This is a genomic window from Saccharopolyspora sp. SCSIO 74807 (genome assembly GCF_037023755.1).
GTDB classification, from domain to species: domain Bacteria; phylum Actinomycetota; class Actinomycetes; order Mycobacteriales; family Pseudonocardiaceae; genus Saccharopolyspora_C; species Saccharopolyspora_C galaxeae.
The window spans coordinates 4,504,389-4,525,669 of record NZ_CP146100.1; the positions used below are offsets into that span (position 1 = coordinate 4,504,389).

At 69.7% G+C, this 21,281-nt stretch carries 20 protein-coding genes; 8 read left to right on the forward strand and 12 right to left on the reverse strand.

Features of this window, described 5'->3' with window-relative positions; all coding sequences use genetic code 11:
• Positions 1-58: 58 nt before the first annotated feature.
• The 8 genes from V1457_RS20600 to V1457_RS20635 all read right to left on the reverse strand — a co-directional run bounded on the left by V1457_RS20600 (position 59) and on the right by V1457_RS20635 (position 8,427).
• The gene (locus V1457_RS20600) at positions 59-940 is read right to left on the reverse strand and encodes an SDR family oxidoreductase (protein WP_338596150.1); all 882 of its coding nucleotides are present in this window, start codon (positions 938-940) and stop codon (positions 59-61) included.
• A gap of 4 nt (positions 941-944) precedes the next feature.
• A complete protein-coding gene (locus V1457_RS20605; protein WP_338596151.1) occupies positions 945-2,294 on the reverse strand; it encodes a cytochrome P450 in 1,350 nt (449 codons plus the stop codon).
• 85 nt (positions 2,295-2,379) lie between these two features.
• Positions 2,380-3,327 carry a fumarylacetoacetate hydrolase family protein gene (locus V1457_RS20610; protein ID WP_338596152.1) on the reverse strand — a complete coding sequence of 316 codons (948 nt, stop codon included), beginning with the start codon at positions 3,325-3,327 and terminating at the stop codon, positions 2,380-2,382.
• A 15-nt stretch (positions 3,328-3,342) separates the two neighbouring features.
• Complete coding sequence (locus tag V1457_RS20615; protein WP_338596153.1) at positions 3,343-4,332, reverse strand: amidohydrolase family protein; 990 nt, start codon at positions 4,330-4,332, stop codon at positions 3,343-3,345.
• Positions 4,329-5,459 (reverse strand): FAD-dependent monooxygenase, encoded by a 1,131-nt coding sequence (locus V1457_RS20620; protein ID WP_338596154.1) that lies wholly within the window; start codon positions 5,457-5,459, stop codon positions 4,329-4,331. The genes V1457_RS20615 and V1457_RS20620 overlap by 4 nt, the downstream gene beginning before the upstream one ends.
• A 39-nt stretch (positions 5,460-5,498) precedes the next feature.
• Positions 5,499-6,452, reverse strand: a complete 954-nt coding sequence (locus V1457_RS20625) for a cyclase family protein (RefSeq protein WP_338596155.1) — start codon at positions 6,450-6,452, stop codon at positions 5,499-5,501.
• Positions 6,449-7,438, reverse strand: a complete 990-nt coding sequence (locus V1457_RS20630) for a fumarylacetoacetate hydrolase family protein (RefSeq protein ID WP_338596156.1) — start codon at positions 7,436-7,438, stop codon at positions 6,449-6,451. The genes V1457_RS20625 and V1457_RS20630 overlap by 4 nt, the downstream gene beginning before the upstream one ends.
• A gap of 5 nt (positions 7,439-7,443) precedes the next feature.
• Positions 7,444-8,427: a VOC family protein gene (locus tag V1457_RS20635; protein ID WP_338596157.1), complete on the reverse strand. Its 984-nt coding sequence runs from the start codon at positions 8,425-8,427 to the stop codon at positions 7,444-7,446.
• A 190-nt stretch (positions 8,428-8,617) separates the two neighbouring features.
• Here V1457_RS20635 and V1457_RS20640 point away from each other — a divergent pair, with 190 nt between their 5' ends.
• From V1457_RS20640 to V1457_RS20650, 3 genes are all read left to right on the forward strand, one after another.
• Positions 8,618-9,547 (forward strand): LysR family transcriptional regulator, encoded by a 930-nt coding sequence (locus tag V1457_RS20640; protein ID WP_338596158.1) that lies wholly within the window; start codon positions 8,618-8,620, stop codon positions 9,545-9,547.
• 132 nt (positions 9,548-9,679) lie between these two features.
• The gene (locus V1457_RS20645; protein ID WP_338596159.1) at positions 9,680-11,005 is read left to right on the forward strand and encodes an MFS transporter; all 1,326 of its coding nucleotides are present in this window, start codon (positions 9,680-9,682) and stop codon (positions 11,003-11,005) included.
• Positions 11,006-11,043: 38 nt separating this feature from the next.
• Positions 11,044-11,793, forward strand: coding sequence for a sulfite exporter TauE/SafE family protein (locus V1457_RS20650; RefSeq protein WP_200070580.1), 750 nt, complete (start codon positions 11,044-11,046; stop codon positions 11,791-11,793).
• 39 nt (positions 11,794-11,832) lie between these two features.
• Here V1457_RS20650 and V1457_RS20655 read toward each other — a convergent pair whose 3' ends face one another.
• Positions 11,833-12,936, reverse strand: coding sequence for an LLM class flavin-dependent oxidoreductase (locus tag V1457_RS20655; RefSeq protein ID WP_200070579.1), 1,104 nt, complete (start codon positions 12,934-12,936; stop codon positions 11,833-11,835).
• 559 nt (positions 12,937-13,495) lie between these two features.
• Between V1457_RS20655 and V1457_RS20660 the strand changes: the two genes are divergently transcribed.
• The gene (locus tag V1457_RS20660; RefSeq protein ID WP_338596160.1) at positions 13,496-14,140 is read left to right on the forward strand and encodes a benzoate/H(+) symporter BenE family transporter; all 645 of its coding nucleotides are present in this window, start codon (positions 13,496-13,498) and stop codon (positions 14,138-14,140) included.
• Here the strand turns inward: V1457_RS20660 and V1457_RS20665 are convergent.
• Complete coding sequence (locus V1457_RS20665; protein WP_338596161.1) at positions 14,092-14,670, reverse strand: hypothetical protein; 579 nt, start codon at positions 14,668-14,670, stop codon at positions 14,092-14,094. The two genes, V1457_RS20660 and V1457_RS20665, sit on opposite strands and share 49 nt — an antisense overlap.
• Positions 14,671-14,828: 158 nt before the next feature.
• Here V1457_RS20665 and V1457_RS20670 point away from each other — a divergent pair, with 158 nt between their 5' ends.
• From V1457_RS20670 to V1457_RS20680, 3 genes are read left to right on the forward strand one after another with little or no spacing between them, the layout of a single operon-like run.
• Positions 14,829-15,239, forward strand: coding sequence for an alpha/beta hydrolase (locus V1457_RS20670; protein ID WP_338596162.1), 411 nt, complete (start codon positions 14,829-14,831; stop codon positions 15,237-15,239).
• 5 nt (positions 15,240-15,244) lie between these two features.
• Positions 15,245-15,610: a prolyl oligopeptidase family serine peptidase gene (locus V1457_RS20675; RefSeq protein ID WP_338596163.1), complete on the forward strand. Its 366-nt coding sequence runs from the start codon at positions 15,245-15,247 to the stop codon at positions 15,608-15,610.
• The gene (locus V1457_RS20680) at positions 15,607-16,671 is read left to right on the forward strand and encodes a quercetin 2,3-dioxygenase (protein WP_338596164.1); all 1,065 of its coding nucleotides are present in this window, start codon (positions 15,607-15,609) and stop codon (positions 16,669-16,671) included. The genes V1457_RS20675 and V1457_RS20680 overlap by 4 nt, the downstream gene beginning before the upstream one ends.
• Before the next feature lie 292 nt (positions 16,672-16,963).
• Here V1457_RS20680 and V1457_RS20685 read toward each other — a convergent pair whose 3' ends face one another.
• Both V1457_RS20685 and V1457_RS20690 read right to left on the reverse strand, forming a co-directional pair.
• Positions 16,964-18,712 (reverse strand): glycoside hydrolase family 15 protein, encoded by a 1,749-nt coding sequence (locus V1457_RS20685; RefSeq protein WP_338596165.1) that lies wholly within the window; start codon positions 18,710-18,712, stop codon positions 16,964-16,966.
• Positions 18,709-19,716, reverse strand: coding sequence for an SDR family oxidoreductase (locus tag V1457_RS20690; RefSeq protein WP_338596166.1), 1,008 nt, complete (start codon positions 19,714-19,716; stop codon positions 18,709-18,711). Before V1457_RS20690 ends, V1457_RS20685 begins: the two co-directional genes overlap by 4 nt.
• Positions 19,717-19,862: 146 nt before the next feature.
• On the opposite strand from V1457_RS20690, the gene V1457_RS20695 reads away from it, so the two are divergent.
• A complete protein-coding gene (locus V1457_RS20695) occupies positions 19,863-20,984 on the forward strand; it encodes an enolase C-terminal domain-like protein (protein ID WP_338596167.1) in 1,122 nt (373 codons plus the stop codon).
• Positions 20,985-21,281 lie beyond the last annotated feature (297 nt).

Consider the following 21,281-nt stretch of genomic DNA (forward strand, 5'->3'; position numbering starts at 1 on the left):
GCGAGTCGTCCGCTCGTTGCAATGTCAGTCCACTGCGGACAGCACGTTGGAAAACCGCTCACGTGCCCTTCCTCAGTCGTTCCGGTAGCCGGGCTCGGAGTCCGTCGAGGATGTTCAAGTACTGCGTCGGCGCGATCCGCACGAGCGCGTCCAACGCGTAGGCGTCCGGGCCGACCAGGATGCGCGCCTTGCCGCGTTCGACGCCGTGGTGGATGATCCGCGCGGCTTTGTCCGGTGAAGTCATCGTCAGCGACTCGAACTGGTCGGCGAGCTGGTCGTGCGTCCGGCCCATGCCGAGCGGATCCCGATGGATTCGCCCGTTGCGGGCGATGTTCGTGGTGATTCCTCCCGGGTGGACGGTCACCGCTCGCACGCCGGTGCCGCGCAGCTCGTGGCGCAGCGACTCGGTGAAGCCCCGGACGGCGAATTTTGCTGCGCAGTAGGCACTTTGATGCGGCATGCCGAGCAGCCCGAACACGCTGGAGGTGTTCACCACGACGCCTTCGTCCTGTTCGGACAGAAGTGGCAGGAACGCTCGGGTTCCGTTGACCACGCCGTGGAAGTTGATGCCGTGCAGCCACTCTTCGTCTTCGGGTAACGCATCCCGCACGGTCGAACTCAGCGCGACACCGGCGTTGTTGAACACCGCCGCCAGCGGCGCCGAAATCCAACCCCGTACTTCCTCGGCGAACCTCCGCTGGTCGGCTGCGTGTCGCACGTCGAGCACGCGGGTGAGCACCGGAGCGCGCAGCGACTCAGCGGTGGCTTTCAGGCCGTCTTCGTCCACATCGGCGATGGCCACCGGCGAGCCGGTCCGGGACAGCCGCCGTGCCAGGCTGCGGCCGATTCCGGACGCGGCGCCCGTGATCACCACCGGCCGTCCGGAGATCTCGCAGACTCTGCGCGGCATCAGCACTCCTGTCCGTTCGGTTCTGCGCATGTCGTCACAGTATTGCGCAGGTTTCGCCACTGGAGGTTCGCCGCCGCACCACCGCGCGGCCGCCCTTCGCGGGCGCGTGCGCGATTCCGCGGGAACGCCAGCGCTCGCCGGGCTTGGTGGTCGGTAGCAAGGTGAAATCGCGCAGCATCGTGCGCAGCACCACGTCCATCTCCATGGTCGCGAACGCCGCACCGATGCAACGCCGATTACCGCCACCGAACGGAATCCATTGGTACGTATCGGGTTTCGCGCCCAGGAACCGGTGCGGATCGAACGTGTCCGGGTCCGGGAACAGCTGCGGGTCCCGGTGCACCAGGTCGACGCTGGTGAACACGATGGATCCCGCCGGCAGCCACCAGCGCCCCAGCTGCAGGCCGTTCGCCTTGATCTTGCGCTCGGTGAGCACGACGACCGGCCGGGTGCGCTGCACCTCGGTGATCGCGGCGGCGCGCAGTGCGCTGCCACCGGAATCGGCCTCCTCGGTGAGTTCGCGCAGCACCGCCGGATGCCTGCGCAGCCGTTCCACCGCCCACGCCAGCGTGTTCGCGGTCGTCTCGTGCCCGGCCGATAGCAGCGTGAGCAGCTGGTCGGCGATCTCGCTGCGGTCCATCCGGGAACCGTCGTCGTAGCGGCTTTGCAGCAGTAGCGCCAGCACGTCATCGCGTCCGTCCACATCGGAGTCCTGCTCCGCGTGGTCGATCATCGCGGCGATGCTCCGGTCGTATTCGGCCCGCAATCGCCGGAACCGCTGCCACGGTTTCCACGGTCCGACACCGCTGTCCGGCACCGGGAGCACGGCCAGCTTCGAGCCGAGCGTCACCAGCTGCGGCAGCAGCTCGCGCAGGCGGGCGGACTCGGCGGCCCGCGCGCCGAACACCGTGCGCAGGATGATGTTGAGCGTGAGGCGCCGCATCGAGGGCAGCGTCGCGAACCGCCGATCCTGAGGCCACGAGGCGAATTCGGCGATCGCCTCCTGCTCGACGATCTGCTCGTAGCGGGCGAGCCGGCGGCCGTGGAACGGCGGAACGAGCAGCTTGCGCTGCTTGCGGTGCTGTGCACCGGTGATCGCGAACAGCGATCCGGAACCCAGCACCCGGCCCAGGTTCACATCGAGGTTGTCGGCGATCTCCGGGCTGGTCCGGTACAGCTGCTTGACCTCGGATGGATCGCTGATGACCAGCGCCTTGCCGTAAAGCGCCAGTTGGATGGTGAACGTGTCCCCGTACCGGGCGCGCAGCCGCGGCAGACCGAGCCGCGGCGAGAGCACGGCGCGCGCGGTTTGCAGCGAGCGGGGAATCGATGGGCCTGGTGGCAGCGGCGAAGTCGCGTTCGACATCGGGGTCGCGTTGGACATCGGGCACCTCGCGGTCGCGGGACGCAAGCGTGCTGGCGACGTTACGCGGAGTCATCAGCCGCGGGCAAGGAGTCGCTGCGTGCACTCAGCGGCGCGTGCGGGAGCGTTTCCGCGCCCGGGGCAACGGTTTCACCGGCACGCCTGGAACGACCGTGTTGGAAACGCTGCCGATCCCTTCGGCGGTGAGCGTGACCTCGTCGCCGGGACGCAACGGCGGAGGGTCTCCACGCCCGTGCCGCCCCCAGAGCTCGGCGAGGCAGCCGCCGTTGCCGCAGGTGCCCGAGCCGAGCAGGTCTCCGGGCAGGACCCGGGTTCCGCGGGAGGCGTAGCCGAGCATCTCCTCGAACGTCCAGCTCATGTTGGAAAGCAGGTCCGAGCCGACCACCTCGCCGTTGACCTCCGCGGTGAGTCGCAGGTGGAGGAAGCCCTCGTCGTCGCGGTGCGGTTCCAGTTCGTCCGCGGTGACCAGGTACGGACCGAGGGTGCTCGCCGAGTCCTTCCCCTTGCACGGGCCGAGCCCGACTTTCATCTCGGCGGATTGCAGGTCCCGAGCCGAGAAGTCGTTGAAGATGGTGTAGCCGAGGATGTGCTCGCGGGCCTGCTCCGCCGTCAGATCGGTGCCGGTGCGGCCCACGACAGCGGCCACTTCGAGCTCGAAGTCGAAGGCTGCGCAGCCCGGCGGGACGGGGACTTCGTCGTGCGCGCCGAGCACCGAATGCGGGTTGGTGAAGTAGAACGTGGGGGCGGCGTACCAGGCTTCGGGCACTCCGCCGCTGCCGTCGACGCTGCGGCGGACACCTTCGACGTGCTCCTCGAAAGTGACGAAATCCCGGATGCTGCGCGGCTCCAGCGGCGGAAGCAGCCGCACTTCAGTGACGTGCGGACCCGGCGACGCCTCCCGCGGGGGCGTGCCGAGGTCGGCTCCGGCGAGCACCAGCTCGGTCAACGAATCCCGCAGCGGGTGCAGCGTCCCGTCTTCGCCGACGATGCCGGAAGATCGTCGGCCGTTGTGTTCATACGTGGCGAAACGCATCCGTTGATCCTCCTATTAGGACGATAATCTCAGCAGGGCCGCGGCGTTTTCTCCTCCGACAGCGCGGAATTCCTGTTCCGGCAGTTCCGCGGCTCGCAGCGCGCCCACCGGATCGGAAGTGCCCATGTCGAACGGGAAGTCGGAGCCGAGCAGCACGCGATCCGCTCCGGCTGCGCGCACCAGCTCGCGCAGCACGTGCGGATCGTGCACCAGCGAGTCGAACCAGAGCCCGCGCAGATAGCTGCTGGGCGGGTGCTCGCACCCGGCGGCATCGGGACGAGTGCGCCACGCGTGGTCCGAGCGGCCGAGGTGCGTCGGCAGGTATCCGCCGCCGTGCGCGGCGATGATCCGCAGACCGGGATGCCGGTCCAGCACACCGGAGAAGATCAGGTGGGACAGCGCGACCGCGTTCTCGACCGGCTGCCCGACCGTGTTGGACAGGTACCAGCGGTTCAGCCGCTCGTCGAGCGTGCAGCCGAACGGGTGCACGAACACCACTGCGCCGGTTTCTTCGGCGCGCGCCCAGAACGGCTCGTACGCCGGATCGGACAGCTCGCGTCCCGGGGCGTGGCTGGAGATCTGCACACCCAGCAATCCGGCTTCCATCGCGTGCGAGAGGATCGCCGGCGCCGAATCGGGGTGTTGCAGCGGTACGAGCCCGAGTCCGCGGAGCCTGTCGGGCGCGGCGGCGCAGTGCTCGGCGGTGAGTTCGTTGGCCAGCCGATGCGCCCGTTGCGCGAGTTCCGCCTCCGCCCAGTAGTGGTAGTGCGACGGCGATGGGCTCACCAGTTGAACATCCACTCCGGACTGGTCCATTGCGGACAATCGATGTGATGGTTCGGTCAGCAGCGGAATGCGTGCCCGCACCATCGGCCCGTTCACGGCGAGCGCTTCGGGTCCGTTGCGGCGGGCGTCGAGTTCTCGGGCGACGTCGAGTCCCGGCTGCCCGGCCACCGCCTCCTCCACGCGCGGCAGCAGCACGTGCGCGTGCACGTCGATGATCACGGTGCCTCCTGGAGGCCGGACATCGCGGGTTCCATGATCTCCGGGATGGCCGCGCCGTCCGCACCGGCCAGCAATTTCTTGGTGATCTGCACGGAAGCTTCGACCACCGGGCGCACCCGCCGCGACCGGCGCTGCTGATATTCGGCCAACAACGGCTCGTCCCAGGCGTTTCGCGTGGTGAGCAGTTCGGCCAGCACGGAAGCGTCCTCAAGGGACATCGCCGCGCCCTGGGCCAGCGTGGGCGGGCAGCAGTGGGCCGCGTCCCCGGCCAGCACGACCCGGCCGCGGTGCCAGGGACCGGCGATCAGCATGTGGTCGAACCGGGTGCGATTGACCTGCGCCGAGTCCGCGAGCGCCGCGCGGATACCCCGCCACGGCCCGCCGTAGCCCTCCGCGAGCGAGCGCATTTCCGCAGCGTACGAACTCCGCGGGAGGTTCGTGCCATCCCGGGTGCGCTCGACCAGGTAGGCGTACATGCTGCGTTGCCCGGTCGGGCAGTACCCGGCGATGCAGCATCGCCCGCCGTAGACGATCTCGGTTCGAGTCACCTCCGGTGGACGTGGCACGGCCGCCCGCCAGATGTCCATTCCGGTCGGTGCGGGCCGATCCGGTATGCCGATCAGTTCCCGGGTGCGCGAGTGCAGTCCGTCCGCGCCGACGACCAAGTCGTAGTGGCCGCCGGTGCCGTCGGAGAAGGCGGCTTCGACCTGATCCGGGTGCTGCTGCAGCGACGTGATCGTGGTCGCCAGCCGCACTTCGACGCCCGCGCCGCGCACCCGGTCGATGAGCAGCCGTTGCAGCTGCGCGCGATCCGTGCCCAGCGTCGCGGGCAGCTCCGGCCCGCCGGTGCGCAGATCGTCGCCGACGTGCAGCAGCGAGCCGTCCGGTGCCCGGATGCCGAGCGAGTCGAAGGAATAGCCCTGCGCGCGCAAATCGCCCCAGACTCCGACCTCGCGCAGCACTCGCAAGGCGTTGCCCTGCAACGTGATCCCGGAACCGGCGGTCGCGTCCCAGTCCTGCTTGGACTCGACGAGGTCGACGGCCACACCCGCGCGGCGCAGCAGCACCGCCAAGGCGTTGCCCGTGGTACCGCCGCCGACGACGAGGACGGCTCGACTGGTGGACATGCTGACTCCTTCCACGACTCCTGCCGTGGGAACGGCGAACTACTTGACGGCGATCGGGTTCACCGGAGAACCGACCGCACCGGTGATCGGCAGGGGAGCCGCGGTGAGCCAGAACTCGTGCACGCCGTCCGCGGCGCAGTCGGCGGCGAGCGCCTCCAGGTCCCACATCTCGCCGATCAGCAGGCCGATGTTCGGGATGGCGACCTGGTGCAACGGTTGGAAAGCGTGCTCGAACTCGTTGGGGCGGACCTCGAATCCCCACGTATCGGTGGCGATCGCAGCGATTTCGCTGCGGTGCAGCCAATCGGCGGTGGTGAACGACAAACCTGGTGCCGGGCCGCCCGCGTAGTCGTGCCAACCGTCCCGCTTGGCGCGAGCCAGCTGCCCGGTGCGGACCAGCACGATGTCGCCGCGGTCGAGCACCACGCCGTGCGATTCGGCGGTGTCGGTCAGCTGCCGCTCGGTGATGGCGAAACCGTCCGGGAGTTCGCCGCCGCCGATGACTCGGCCGACGTCGAGCAGCACGCCGCGCCCGGCGACGTGCGGGGCCATGTGCTGCACACCGGTTACCAGGTCGCCATCGGAAGTGACGGTTTCCGCGGCGTCGCGCCCGTTCCACGCCTTGCCGCGATCGAAGATGTGGCCCAGCCCGTCCCATTGCGTGGAGCACTGCAGCGGCATGGAGATCACGTCGTCGGCGCCGCCGATTCCGTGCGGGAATCCCTGCTTCCCCATCGCGGCGTCGGTTCCGGTGTCCAGCATGGTGTGCACCGGGTTCGTGCGGCGGCGCCAGCCCTTCTGCGGACCGTCCATGTCGAACGGCAGCGACAGCGACAGGCTCACGCCGCGGCGGACCAGCTGCGCAGCCCCGCGACGGTTCGCCGCGTCCAGGAAGTTCAGCGTGCCCAGCCGGTCGTCGGGGCCCCACCGCCCCCAGTTGCGGCAGCGGCGGGCCGCTTCGGCCACTTCGGACTCGGGATCTTGCCGGTTCACCGCTGCTCCTCCGCGACGCAGCGGGTGCGTTGCGCGCCCAGCCCGCTGATGGTGGATTCCATGACATCGCCGCTGCGCAGCAACCGTCCCCAATGCATCCCGTTCCCGGCGGGCGAGCCGGTCAGCACCAGGTCTCCGGGCAGCAACCGCGCGGTGTGCGAGACGTAGGAGATCACCCGCGCCAGATCGAACAGCATGTCCGATGTGGATTCGTCCTGTTTGATCTCTCCGTTGAGCCGCAACGTGAGCCGCAGGTCCGACGGGTCGCCGACGAATTCCGCGGGCACCAGGTAGGGGCCGACCGGGGTGAAACCGGGAGCGTTCTTGGCGCGCAGCCAGTCCGTGCCGATCGCAGGCATGTCGCTGCGGAACACGCTCGCCCGGTCGGTGAGGTCGTTGGCGATCGTGTACCCGGCCACGTGCGCGAGGCTCTGGGCGGGCGCGATCCGGTACGCGGGTTCGCCGATCACCGCGGCCAGTTCCAGTTCCCAGTCCGGTTTCGCGCACCACGACGGCAGAACCACGTCGTCGTACGGACCGGTGATCGCGCCGGGCAGGCCGATGAACACGTAAGGCACGCCATCGGCCGCACGCCGGTCCATCACCTCGGCGATCTCCGCGCGGGCCTGCTCCGGCGGGCGCGGATCGTCGGGGGAGCGGTGCGCGAGCTCCAGATCGATGACGTGCCGGCGGTAGTTGGCCCCGGTTTGGAAGATCTGCCGCGGCTGCACCGGCGCGTGCACCCGCAGATCTCCGATCGCGCGCCAGGCCCGCGCATCGTCGCGCGCGAGTTCGCGCAGTTCCGGCAGCACGCGCTGCCACTGCTCCAACAGGACCTGCACCGAATGCGGGCCCGGGTCGAGGGCTCCGCGCAGGTCCAGGACCCGGTCATCGACGACGAGGCCGGGGAACGGTTCCCGCTGGCGGTCGGAAAAGGTTCCCAGGGCGAACGGTGCTGGGAGCGGCATCGAGTCCTCGCTGCGCATCGGGTTCAGGCGAACTGGTTGGTGCGCTTCAACTCGTCGATGTTGATCGCCGCGGGCGGGAAGGACTCCATCATGGACTCCGGCATCCCCAGATTGCGGTAGAAGCTGACCGAACCGAGGTCCGGAGTCCAGGTGGCCGGCTCCCAGTCCGGCAGGAAGTTGCGGTATCCGCCGGAATTCAGCTCGATGCGCAACCCGCCGGGCTCGCGCACGTAGAGATAGGTGATCTCGCCGATGCCGTGCACGCCCGGACCGAACTCGATGAGCGTGTCGTCGCCCAGGAACACGTCGGCGGCGCGCAGCACGTCGCAGCGCTGATCGACCCAGAACGCGACGTGGTTGATCCGCCCGCCGACGCCCGAGAAATCCGGCACCAGGCCGAGGTCGTGTCCACTGTGGTTGGTGGTCAGCGTGGAGAACACCGTCATGTCCGAACCGAGTTCCGGAACCACCCGCGCGGTGTGCCGGTGCCCGAGGTGGCTCTTGTAGAACTCCACGTCGCGGTCGATCCCGTCGGTGCCGATCGTGACGTGGTCGATGTAGCGCACCGCGGCGCCGCGCGGCCGGTACTTCTGCGGGCGGTCGGGCATGTCCGTGCGCAGCTGCGGCGGAGCCTGGTAGCGCTCGGCCTCCCAGAACACCTCCTGCAGGTGACCGCCGGGTGCGCGGAACCGGAACGTGCGGCCCTGCCCCGCGAGGTCGTCGAACCACTCGCCCCGGATCCCGGAGGACTCGACTCGCTCGGCGATGGTGGCGACGTCGTCGGGCCCTTGGGTGCGCCACCCGGCGCGGCCCATCCCGGGCTGGTCGCCTTCGGTGACCTGAACGCTGTGGTGCAGCCATTCGCCCCAGCCGCGCAGGTAGACGGAACGACCGTCGCGCGTGGTCTCCTCCAGCCCGAGGGTGTCGGTGAACCACCGCACCGTGTCGTCCGGGCGCGGGCTGAACACTTCGACGTGCGCCAGCTGGGACAGCAGAACTTCGGTCATCTTTCCTCCTTGCTCGGTCGTTCGGGCGCGCGCTCGCGGTCGTCGCGGGAACGCCGTCGATCCGGCCTGGCGCGCGAAGAACCCGGCGCGCCCTCTACTCTCACGGGCCGAGCAGGCATCGACAAAATCGATTTCCCATATGGTCAGCATTCGTGCCGTGAATCAGCATTCGTGAGGTGAACACCGGCCCGTGAACCTGAACGCACTCGACCTCAACCTCGTGCCCGTGCTGCGGGCGCTGCTGGAGGAACGCAACGTCACCCGCGCCGGGCGGCGTGTCGGGCTCAGCCAGCCCGCGACCAGCGCGGCGCTGAGCAGGCTGCGCCGCCACTTCGACGACGAGCTGCTGTCCCGCACGGGAAACGGCTACCGGCTCACCCCGCTGGGAACGACCCTGCTGGACCGGGTGTCCTCGGCGCACGACGTGCTGGAGCGGTTGTTCGACACGCACAACCGCTTCGACCCCGCCGCTGCCGACACCGAGTTCACCTTCACGACCTCGGACTACGCGCTGGCCGTGATCGGTGAGCCGCTCTCCCGCACCATCCACGCCGAAGCCCCCGGCGTTCGCTTGCGGTTCCACCAGATCACCGTGCCCGCGGTTGACGACATCGCGGCGACGCTGGCAGGAACCGACGGCCTGTTCATGCCGCACGGTTTCCTCGCGGACTACCCGGCCGTGGAACTCTACGAGGACCGCTGGCTGTGCATGGTCGCCGCGGACAACGCGACCGTCGGCGAACGGCTCAGCCAGGACGACCTCGCCCGCCTGCCGTGGGTGGTGCTGCACCACCGGCCCACCGATTACACCCCCGCGTTGCGGCAGCTGACGATGCTGGGTGTCGAACCCCGGATCGAGGTGGTCGTGGAGAACTTCCAGTCGATGCCGTTCCTGGTGGCGGGCACCGGCCGGATCGCGCTGATCCAGCAGCGCCTCGCGCGCAAGATCGCGCCGGCCGCCGGGGTGCGATTGCTGGAATGCCCGTTCGCCGCGGTGCCGATCAAAGAAGCGATGTGGTGGCACCCCACGCACCGCCAGGACGCGCGGCACCGGTGGTTGCGGGAGGTCGTCGCGCGGGTGGGCGCGCAGGTGAACGCGAAGGGTTCCGCGGACGAATAGGCACCCGCCGATTCAACACGGGTATGCATCGTTGCCGAATCGGGTTTGGACGGGGATCCGCGAGCACTTCTACGGTCATGATCCACGGATTCCCGCGAGGGCACCGATTCTTGGCGTGCCGAGGAGTGACCGATGCAGTTCCCCTCCCAGCAGCAGGATCTCGCGCTGGCCACGGCGATCGGCAAGGTTTTCCGCCGGGTCGTGCCGCTGTTCGTGCTGATGCTGATCTGCAACCAGCTCAACCGCTCGAACATCGGCTACGCCGAGACCTACCTGGAGGCCGACGTCGGGATCGGAGCCACGGCCTACGGTTTCGGCGCCGGGTTGTTCTTCATCGCCTACGCGCTGTTCGAGTTGCCCAGCAACGTGCTGATGGAGCGCTTCGGCGCCAAGGTCTGGCTGACCCGGATCATGGTCAGCTGGGGGCTGGTGTCGGCTGCGACGGCGTTCGTGTCCAGCCCGATGATGTTCTACGTGCTGCGGTTCCTGCTCGGTGCGGCCGAAGCGGGCTTCTTCCCCGCGGTGATCTTCTACTTCACCCGCTGGCTGCCGGATTCGCACCGCGGCCGGGCGACGGCGCTGTTCGTCGCGGGCTCGTCCATCGCCGCGGCGATCTCCGGGCCGCTGTCCGGTCCGCTGCTGTCGTTGGACGGTGTCGCCGGGGCGCACGGCTGGCAGTGGTTGTTCGGGGCGGAAGGCGCGCTGTCGGTCGTGGTCGGCATCGGCGCGTTCTTCTTCCTGGACTCGAAGATCGCCGATGCGCGCTGGTTGTCGGACTCGGAGAAATCCGCGCTGACGAACGCGATTTCCGCGGAGGACGCGGCCAAGTCCACAGTGGATAGCGGAACCGGATCGCGGTGGCGGCTGCTGCTGCAGCCGAAACTGCTGCTGTTCTGCTGGATCTACTTCGCCATCCAGCTTTCCATCTACGCCAACACCTTCTGGCTGCCGTCGATCGTGCGCCGCATCGACGGCACCAACGACATCACCGTCGGACTGCTGTCCTCGCTGCCGTGGATCTGCGCGGTCATCGCGATGTACCTGGCGGGCCGGGCCGGTGATCGCGCGGGCGACCGCAGGCCGCTGCTGGTGATCGCGCTGCTGACCGCCGGGGTCGGAACCTGGCTGGCGGCGGTGGTCGCGCCGTGGCCCGCGCTGGTCTTCCTGTGCCTGGCCGCGATGGGCTTCAAAAGCGCCAGTCCGCTGTTCTGGTCCATCCCGCAGCGCAGCCTGAGCCCGCGGATCGTCGCACCGGCCATCGCGGTGATCAACTCGCTGGGGAACCTGGGCGGGTTCGTCGCCCCGTTCGGCTTCGGCTTCATCAAGGACCAGACCGGCACGGTGACCTACGGGCTCCACGCCCTGGCGGTGGCGTCGTTGCTGGCCGCGGTTTCGGTGCTGCTGCTGCGGCAGCGCAGCGCCACCGGCGAGGCCGAGAAGCTCGCATCGGGTAGCTGACCGGCCGAAAGCGCCACCCGGAACATAGGCTCGCGGCCATGACGTGGTGGCATGGCGTGCTGATCGCCTTCGCGGGCTTGTGGGCGGGCACGATCAACACGGTGGTCGGCTCGGGGACGCTGGTGACGTTCCCGGTGCTCGTCGCGCTCGGGCATCCGCCGGTCACCGCGACGACGTCCAACGCGATCGGGCTGATCCCCGGTGCCGTCACCGGCGCGTACGGATACCGGCACGAGCTGGTCGGGCAGCGCCGCAGACTGGTCCGGTACGCCGTGGCGTCGCTGTTCGGCGCCATCGCGGGCACGGCGCTGCTGCTTTCCCTGCCGCAGGACGCCTTCGAGACGGTGGTACCGGCGCTGGTCGGTCTTTCGGTCCTGCTCGTCGCGATCCAGCCGCTGCTGGCCAAACATCTTCGCGCAGGCACCGGCACGCGCCGCGCAGGCCCGCTGCTGTATGTGTGGATTTTCCTGGTCGGGACCTACGGCGGCTACTTCACCGCGGCTCAGGGAATCATGCTCATCGGCGTCATGGGGTTGCTGGTCGAGGACTCGCTGCAGCGGCTCAACGGCATCAAGAACGCGCTGACCGCGGTGGTCAACATCGTGGCGGGCGCGGTCTACGCCTTCGTCGCGCCGATCAGCTGGCCGGTGGTCGGCTTGCTCGCGGTCAGCTCCACGCTCGGCGGGCTGATCGGCGCGAGGATCGGCCGCAGGCTCCCGCCTGCCGTGCTGCGCTGGACGGTCGTGGTGATCGGCGTCGTGGCGGTCGGGTGGTTGCTGGTGCGGTGAGCCGGGCACCGCGGATCGTCCGGTGCCCGGCCCGGTCCGTCACCGAACCTGCTCCGGTGCGGACTCCGCCTTCGCCCGCGCGACCCGGTCGGCGTGCGACGGCGGGTCGGAGGGCACGTGCGCGGGCCGCTTGGACTCCATTTCCTTGCGCAGCACCGGAACCACGTCCTCGGCGAGGTGGTCGATCTGCTCCAGCACGGTCTTGAGCGGCAGTCCGGCGTGGTCCATCAGGAACAGCTGGCGCTGGTAGTCGCCGACTTCCTCGCGCATGGCCGCGTAGCGCTCGATGACCTGCTGGGGGCTGCCCACGGTCAGCGGGGTGGCGGTGGTGAAGTCCTCCATGGTCGGCCCGTGGCCGTACACCGGCGCGTTGTCGAAGTACGGGCGGAACTCGTTCCAGGCGTCCTGCGAGTTCTTGCGCATGAACGCCTGCCCGCCGAGCCCGACGATCGCCTGATCCGCGGCGCCGTGCCCGTAGTGCTCGAAGCGCTGCCGGTAGTGCTGGACCATCTGCTTGGTGTGGTGCATGGGCCAGAAGATGTTGTTGTGGAAGAACCCGTCGCCGTAGTACGCGGCCTGCTCGGCGATCTCCGGGCTGCGGATGGAGCCGTGCCAGACGAACGGCGGCACGCCGTCCAGCGGGCGCGGGGTGGCGGTGAAGCCCTGCAGCGGGGTGCGGAACTTGCCTTGCCAGTCGACGACCTCTTCCTCCCACAGCCGCCGCAGCAGCGCGTAGTGCTCCAGCGCCAGCGACATGCCTTGCCGGATGTCGTAGCCGAACCACGGGTAGACCGGGCCGGTGTTGCCGCGCCCCATCATCAGGTCCATCCGGCCATCGGTGATGACCTGCAGCATCGCGTAGTCCTCGGCGATCTTGACCGGATCGTTCGTGGTGATCAGCGTCGTCGAGGTGGACAGCACGAGGTTGTCGGTGGTGCCCGCCAGGTAGCCGAGCAGGGTGGTCGGGGAGGAGGCCACGAACGGCGGGTTGTGGTGCTCGCCGGTCGCGAACACGTCCAGCCCGGCCTGGTCGGCGTGCTGGGCGATCTTGAGCATCGAGCGGACCCGCTCGGTGTCGTCCGGGGTCCGGCCCGTGGTCGGGTCGGTGGTGACATCGCTGACCGTGAAGATGCCGAACTGCATCGCGCGCCTCCGTTCGCTCCGGTGCGGGCACCGCCGCCGCCCGCGCCCTGCCGTTACGTCTCCTGGAAGAGTCTTCCATGGAAGATTATTCCCGGGGCTCGCGGGCCCCGGCTCGCAGGCCGTGATGCCGGGCGGAGTGGCGGCTCGATGCGCGAACGCGGCGCGGCCTCGTCGGCTCGCCCCGGCCCCCGGTGCCGCTACACGTGAAAGGTAGTTGGCCGGGGCGGGTCGCCGAATGTCCCGCGCGGCCGGAATCGGCGTGATCCGGGACTTTTTCGGTGCAGCAGCGCGTGCGCAGTCCTCTTCGAGAAGTGATCCGGGTTACACGGTCCTGGATCCGGAGAATCGCGCTCGGTAGAAAGACCGACCGGCAACGGGAAAACCACGCTCCAGCACCGCTACGACCGGTGCCGGTACCGGACAACGGCGGCGTGCGGCCGGCGCGCGCTACTCGAGAGACCACCCTGAACAGCTCGTTCAGCGGTGGTCTCGCGCGTTCGGGGTGAATTGAGATGGGACGCGTATGAGAACCGATTCGCGGAATATGAAAAGCGGCATCGTGGAACGGCCGCCGCGGCCGCTGCCGAACGCGCGCGAATTCCTCGGGGACGTGAAACCCCGCTACGCCATCAACGGGTTCGTCGGGCTGGTCTTTTCCGCCACCGGCCCGACCGCGGTGATCCTCGCGGTCGGGCAGCAGGGCGGGCTGACCCAGGCTCAGCTGGCGTCCTGGGTGTTCGGCGTGTTCTTCCTGAACGGCAGCCTCACGGTGCTGGCCAGCTGGGTGTACCGGCAGCCGCTGTCGTTCTTCTGGACGATCCCCGGCACCGTGCTGGTCGGGCCGGCGCTGACCCACCTGAAGTGGCCGGAGGTGGTGTGCGCGTTCCTGGCCACCGGCGTGCTGATCCTGCTGCTGGGCTTGACCGGCTGGGTCAAGCGGGTGATGGCGGCGATCCCGATGCCGATCGTGATGGGCATGGTGGCCGGGGTGTTCCTGAGCTTCGGCCTTGACCTGGTGCACGCGCTGGCCCGCGACGCCGTGATCGCGCTCCCGATGCTGGCCGCGTTCCTGGCACTGGCGTGCAAGCGCCGGCATGATGAGGACGGGAACCGACGTCGCCTCGCCGCGAACGGCATCATCCACACTGGATGTTCTTACTCCAGGAAATCCGCGGTGTTCCCGCTCATCAGCGAAACCAGGTAGAACGTCATCTCGTCGATCGGTTCCGGCTGCGGCTTGGCCAGCCACGCCGCCGCGGCTCCGAAGGCGGCGTGCGCCAGGAACGCCAGCACGTATTCCGGCGGGCAGTAGGCCGCGTCGATGCGGGTGCCCAGCTTCGTGAAGTCCTCGGCGAGCAGGTCGGCCAGCAGCGCGCGGCAGCGGACGCGGAAGACCGAACCGGTCGCACCACGGCACAACAGCCGCAGCAGTTCGGCGTTGTGCTGCACGATCGAGAGAACGGCATGCACGCGGTGGGTCAGCACCGGGTACAGACCGTCGTCGATGCCGGCTTCGCGTTGCGCGCCGCGGAACGCCCGCTCCAGCTCGGCCAGGACGTCCCGGCGCAAGGTTTCGACGTAGTCGGCACCGCTGCGGTGCCTGCGGTAGAAGGTGGTCCGGCCGATCCCGGCCTTGCGCACCAGCGTCGACGTCGGCACGTGCGCGGCGTCCGTGCCGGCGGCGAGCTCGATCAGCGCACGACGCAGCGCGCGGTCGATCCGGTCCGTGTCCACTGCGCCACCTTCGCACCCGTGAGCGGCCAGGTGGAACAACTCACCGCCGATTGTTCCGGAGGTGTTTGTGCGCCGTCCGAGGCGTGCGGAGACTGGTTCCCGGAGCTCACAGCGAAAGGTGCCATCGATTGCGCTTCCGCGGCCGCGACGAGTCGGCGATGTCTTGCGCAGCCGGCGCGCAGGGGGAGCGCCCGGTGCGCTGGTCGCGGGATGTGGAATTCGCCGAGCGGGACTCGGGGCCGTTGCTGATGGACCTGGCCGTGCCGGAAGGTCCGGGACCGTTCCCGGCGATCCTGTGGCTGCACGGCGGTGGCTGGTTCACCGGGGACCGCACGCTCGCGCCGGAGCTTGGCCGCTTCGCCGCCAGGGGTTTCGTGATGGCCAGCGCCGAATACCGGCTCAGCGGCACCGCTCCGTTCCCGGCGCAGTGGTTCGACGTGCGCTCTGCGGTGCGGTTCCTGCGGCGCCACGCCGGGCGGTCCGGGATCGACCCGGCCGCGATCGGGTTGTGGGGCTCCTCGGCGGGCGGGCACTTGGCGGCGCTGGCCGCGCTGACCGGCCCGCGCTAGCGGCCTTGGCCAGCCCGCTCAGCCACATCACCAGCGCCGCGCCGCCCTTCCAGATCCTGCACGGAACCGGCGACGCGCTGGTGCCGCACGCGCAAAGCGAGTCGCTGCATGCCGCGCTCGCCGCCGCGGGAGTGCCCAGCACGCTCTACCTGCTGGACGGTTTCCGGCACGGATTCCTGAACCCTGCGGGCCGGGTGGAGCTGGACGGGCCGAAGGTGATGGACGACGGGCGGCTGGCGGCCGGACCCGCCCCCGCCAACTACCGGCAAGCCCTCCCGGGGCAGCCGGAACGCTCCGGCCGGGCGCGCGTGTCGTTCGGCGCCATCGGCGACTTCTTCGCGGAACACCTGCACGGACAAGGGAAAGCATGACCACTGACCTCGAAGCGATGCACGATTTGGATCCCGTCGTCAACCGGCTTCCCGGCGAGCCGGTGCCGTACTACCTCGCGAACGGGGAAGGGCGGCGCTACGAGCTGGACGACTTGCTGCACACGATCATCGCGCGCGCGGCGGACACGGGCGGGCTCTTCGACGCCGCCTACATCACCGGCGGCCGTGGTTCTGCGGCGCCGTTCCACGCCCATGCACACCAGCACCGCTCGTTCTACGTGTGCAGCGGCAGCGTTCAGGTGTGGCTGGGGCGATCCAGCCGAATCCTCGTGCCGGGCGACTCGGTGCACGCGCCCGCCGGGACACCGGTGGCCTACCGGATGCTCGCGCACGTGACGAAACTGCTGACCTGGGCCGCACCCGGCGGGTCGGTGGAGTTCGCCGAGAAGCTCGGCACGCCCGTGCGGCGACGGGTCCACTCCGGACGGTCGACATCGGGGGTTTCCGGGCGGCAGCGCGAAGGAATCGCAGCGCCGCTGGGCATCACCTTTCCCGCGATCGACCCGGAGCCGGTGCGGGACCACTGGGACGCCGCGCTCCCGCAAGGCGTCGAGCCGTACTTCTTGCGCGCCGGTGAGGGAGATCGCCGGGAAACCGGTGACAGCCTCAACACCTACCTCGTGCGTGGCGCGAACACCGCGGGGAACTACTTCGCCGTGGACACCTTCGGCACGCGGTCGCAGTACTTCATCCGGCACTTCCACCAGCGGCACACCGAGTCCTTCGTGTGCTTGTCCGGCCGGATCTGGCTCTACGTCAACGGACGCGAGGTCCTGCTGACCGAGGGCGACTTCGTGCACGCGCCCGCAGGCACGATCCACACGTTCGCCTTCGACGCGCACAACACCCGGATGCTCGGCATCCTCACCCCGGACGTCTTCGAGGCCTTCTTCGACCTCACCGGACGTCCCGCCGACCTGCACGTGCACCCGGACGGCCCGGCCGAGCTGGCGACCGACCCGGCGGAACTCGCCGCCTCCGACCTCGACCTCGTCGTCGTCGGCCCACCACCGCAGCGGATGGCCGGCCTCGACGTCTAGGTCGCGCCAGGGCGCTGCGCGCTGTGACGACTGGGGCGGGAGCTGCGCGATATGGCGCGCTGGACTCTGCCGGCTGCTGTTGATGTTCTGACCAGGCACGATGTGCCGGATTGTGACGAAAACAACAGGGCTCGACAGCCCATGGAATGGGCTGATTCTGCACACACTGTAGGTAGTGCTGCGTTGCTGGACCGCAGTGCAAGCGGGTGCCGGCTCGGTCACCGTCGGGGGGTTCCCGGGCCGGCACCCGCCCCTCTCCCGACCGGGGCTGCAGGCCCTCCCGCTCGAGCGATCACTCCTGCAGGACCCCCACCGCGCATTCGAGCATCAGGGCGTGCACGAACGCCTGCGGCAGGTTGCCGCGCAGTTGCCGCTGGCGCACGTCGTACTCCTCGGAGAACAGCCCGGGCGGCCCGCACGCCGCACGGTTGCGTTCGAAGCGGCGCAGCGCCCAAGCGCGGTGCCCTTGCCGCCGCTCGGCCAGGGCCAGCACGAACCCGCACATCAGGAACGCGCCTTCGTCGGTGCCCAACGGGTCGGGTGCCTGCGGGAACCGGTACACGTAGTCGTCCCGGGCCAACGTCGCGCGCACCGCATCGACCGTGTCGCCGGTGCGCGGATCGTCGGCGGGAAGGGCGCCGCGGATGAGCGGCAGCAGCAGTGCCGCGTCCGGTTCGCTCAGATCCGCGCTGCGCTGCCAATGACCGCGGCGGTGCAGGCAGCGCCGCGCGGTCTCGGCCATGATCGCGTCGGCCAGTTCGAGCATGTCCCGCGAATCCCGGGCGCTGGGCGCGGCCCGGCACGCACCGCGCAAACCGGCCACGCAGGCCAGTCGCGAGTGCGTCCACCAGCGTTCGTCGAGTTCCCACACGCCCGCTTCCGGTTCGCGCCAGTGCTTTCCGATCGCGTCCGTGGCCACCCGCACGGCGCGGCGCCCGTCGGCGTCCAGGCGCTCGTGCTGCTCGGCGGCCGCGAGCAGTTGCAGCACCTCGCCGTAGGAGTCGAGCTGGAACTGCCGGGTGGCGCGGTTGCCGCTGACCACGGTTTGCCCGCCCGGATATCCCGGCAGGTCCAGGCGCCGCTCGTCCGGGACCGGGCCGCCGTCGATGGTGTAGGCGGGGCGCAGTGCGTCGGCGTCTTCGAGCACGCGCGCGGTGAGGAACGCCGTGGCGTCATCGAGCACGGGCGCACCGCCCGCGGCCGCTGCGGCGATGCCCGCGTAGCACTGGTCGCGGACCCAGGAGAAGCGGTAGTCGTAGTTGCGTCCTTCTTCGGCCCGTTCCGGCAGGGACGTGGTGGCGGCGGCGACCATCCCGCCGCCGGGAGCGGTCAGCCCGCGCAGCACGGCGTAGGCGTGGGTCGCGTCCGGAACTCCGGCCGCCTCGGCGAGATCCGGGACGCTGTCCCGCCAGGCCGTTTCGGTCGTGCGCCAGGCCGCGACGGGATCCGGCGGGGAGCCGGGCGATCCGCGGCACAGCTCCAGCACGATGTCCCGGTGCTCTCCGGCGGGGACTTCGAGTTCGCAGCGCAGCACGCCGTACCGGTCCGGGACAGCTTCGGCGGCTCCGCTCCAGCGCAGCGCGAGATCTCCGCTGCGCCCGGACCACCGGCCGCTGTCGTCCTGCGACAGCTCGCGCATGGCGTGTTCGCCGAAGCCAGCCCGCACATCGAGCTCGACGCGCACCCGAGCGGTCCGCGCGGCCGCCTCGATCCGTCGCAGCAACACGACCCGGTCGGGATTTCCCGGGTATGTCAACGCTTCCCGGCATTCGACCACTGTCGACGTGGTGATCCAGCGGTTCCGCCAGATCAACGTCCGGGGCTCGTAGGAACCGCCCCACACGCAGGGTTCGACCGGGTTGATCGCGTAGACCCCGGCGCCGCCGAGCAACGCCGAGAAAACCGCGCTGTCGTGCCACTTCGGTGCGCACATCCAGGCGATGTCGCCGCGCGGCCCGCACAGCGCGCCCCGGTACCCGTCCGCCAGCACCGAGTACTCCCGCAGGACGTGCGGGGGAAAGCGGTGCCAGTCGGCGCTCAACGCCGGGACCTCGCCAACACGGCACCGACACCGGCCAGTACAGCACCGCCGAGCGCCAAGAGCGCCTGGTTGCGCGCGACCCACCACTGTGGACTTCGGGAGTGCGCGGTTCCGCCGAACGCGCCGTGTGCGCCGAAATCCCGTCCTTCCGCGGCGTCTGCTGGCTCGAAGAGGTTGTCGGCTCTTGCGGAATCGTCCACATCGGAGTTCTGCTGGGACGAGAAACCGGTGCGCGCCAGGTAGCGGTCCAGCAGGCCGGGCGCCACCGAGTTGGCGAGCAGGGTACCGACGGTGCTACCGCCCACCCAGTACTCCCGGCGCCGTGGCCGGTCGGCCGCGCGCAGCACCGCGTCGGCGGCCAGTTCGGGCTGGTAGATCGGCGGCACCGGCTGCGGGTGGTGCGGCAGTTTGGACCGCGCCCACGAGAACTGGGGCGTGTTCAGGCCGGGAAGCTGCACCATGGTCATCTGCACGCCGCTGCGTTCGTGCAGCAGCTCGCAGCGCAGCGACTCGTGGAAGCCCTGGATCGCATGCTTGGCTCCACAGTAGACGGTTTGCAGCGGGACGCCGCGATATGCCAGCGCCGAACCGACCTGGACCACGACACCGCGGTCCCGCGGCCGCATCCGGCGCAGTGCGGCCATGGTGCCGTGCACGAAGCCGAGGTAGGTGACCTGCGTGGCGCGGGCGTACTCTTCCGGGCTCAGCTCGTCGAAAGTGCCGAAGACCGTGCTGAACGCGGCGTTGATCCACACGTCGATCGGACCGAGGTTCGCCTCGGCCTCGCCGGCGGCCCGGTCGAGCTGGTCGTGCTCGGCCACGTCGACCGGCCGCGGCAACGCGGTCCCGCCCAGTTCGCGCACTTCGTCGGCAGCGGCCGCGAGCCCGCCCGCTCCGCGCGCGAACAACGCGATCCGGGCTCCCCGCCGCGCGTAGGCGCGGGCCACGGCCCGTCCCACGCCGGCGCTGGCACCGGTCACCACGACCACTTCGCTCGCTGGCATGGTCCTCCCTCTCGCCGACGCAGGACCTCGCCACAGCGGACTACCCGCAGCACGGCGGAAAAACTCCTTCTGCCGTAGCGGAGACGTTTTCCCGCGCGGGCAAGCGGGGTAAAGCCGGACGGTCGGAAGCCGATATGGAGGCCGTCGTGGCGCCGAGTGTCGATCGCGTGGACGTGCACGCCTTCCGGATTCCCACCGACGGGCCGGACGGGCAGGAATCGGACGGGACGCTCGTTTGGAGCTCCACGACGGTGGTGCTGGTGCAAGCGCACGGCGGTGGGCGCTCCGGCATCGGCTACACCTACGGAGACGTGTCCGCCGCGACCTTCATCCGATCCCAGCTCGCCGACGTCGTGCTCGGGCAGGACGCGCTGTCCCCGGCCGCGGCCTGGGAACGGATGAACGCGGCGATCCGCAACGCCGGACGAAGCGGCGCTGGTGCGATGGCGGTGGCCGCCGTCGACATCGCGCTGTGGGATCTCAAAGCGCGGCTGCTCGACGCACCGCTTTTCCTGGTGTTGCCCGCTTTTCACGACGAGATCCCTGTCTACGGCAGCGGCGGGTTCACCAACTACTCCACCGAGCGGCTGGTCGACCAGCTCACCGGGTGGGTCGAGCAGGGCATCGGCAGCGTCAAGCTGAAAACATCCCGCGATCCCGAGCGAGACCCGCAGCGGCTTTCGGCCGTTCGCGACGCGCTGGGCGACGACGTGGGTTTGTTCGCCGACGCGAACGGCGCGCTGAGCCGCAAGCAGGCGGTGTACTGGGCGCACCGGTTCCGCGCGGAGTGGGGCGTGGCGTGGTTCGAGGAACCGGTGAGTTCCGCCGACCGCGAAGGACTGCGGTTGGTGCGCGACCTCGGGCCTCCGGGGATGGATGTCGCCGCGGGCGAATACGGGTTCGTTCTGGGAGATTTCGCTGACCTGCTCGAAGCGGGGGCCGTCGACTGCCTGCAGGCGGACGTCACGCGCTGCGGCGGAATCACCGGGCTGCTGGAAGTCGCGGGCGCGGCCGCGAGCCACCACGTCGACATCTCCGCGCACTGCGCCCCGGCGGTATCGGCGCACGCTTTCTGCGCCGTGCGGCGGATGCGGCACCTGGAGTACTTCCACGACCACACCCGCATCGAGGCACTTCTGTTCGACGGCACGCTCGACCCGTCCGGTGGTGCGCTGCGCCCGGATCGCAGCCGCAGCGGGCTCGGGTTGCAGGTTCGATGGGCCGATGCGGACAGGTACCGCACCGGCGGCACCGCAGCGTCCCGCTGATCGTCCCGCGAAGCACGGAAACCGCTGCCGCACCGGGAGAAAACCGATGACGAGCGTGGCGATTGCAGGACGCACAAGGCGCTCGCACGCTGAAGCGGAACCGCCGCCGGCGACGAAAGTCCGATCACCATGGCCGGACCGCGATTTCATCCGCTGCTGGGCTCACCGCCAGTCACGAGCTGATGACGAACGCGGACGGCGGAATTCGTTGCGACAGTCCGCAGGAGATCGGCAACGCCTGGGACGAGGCGCTCGCCGCCGACCGCCTGGTGGTGCGGGAAGTCGTGTGGACAAGGA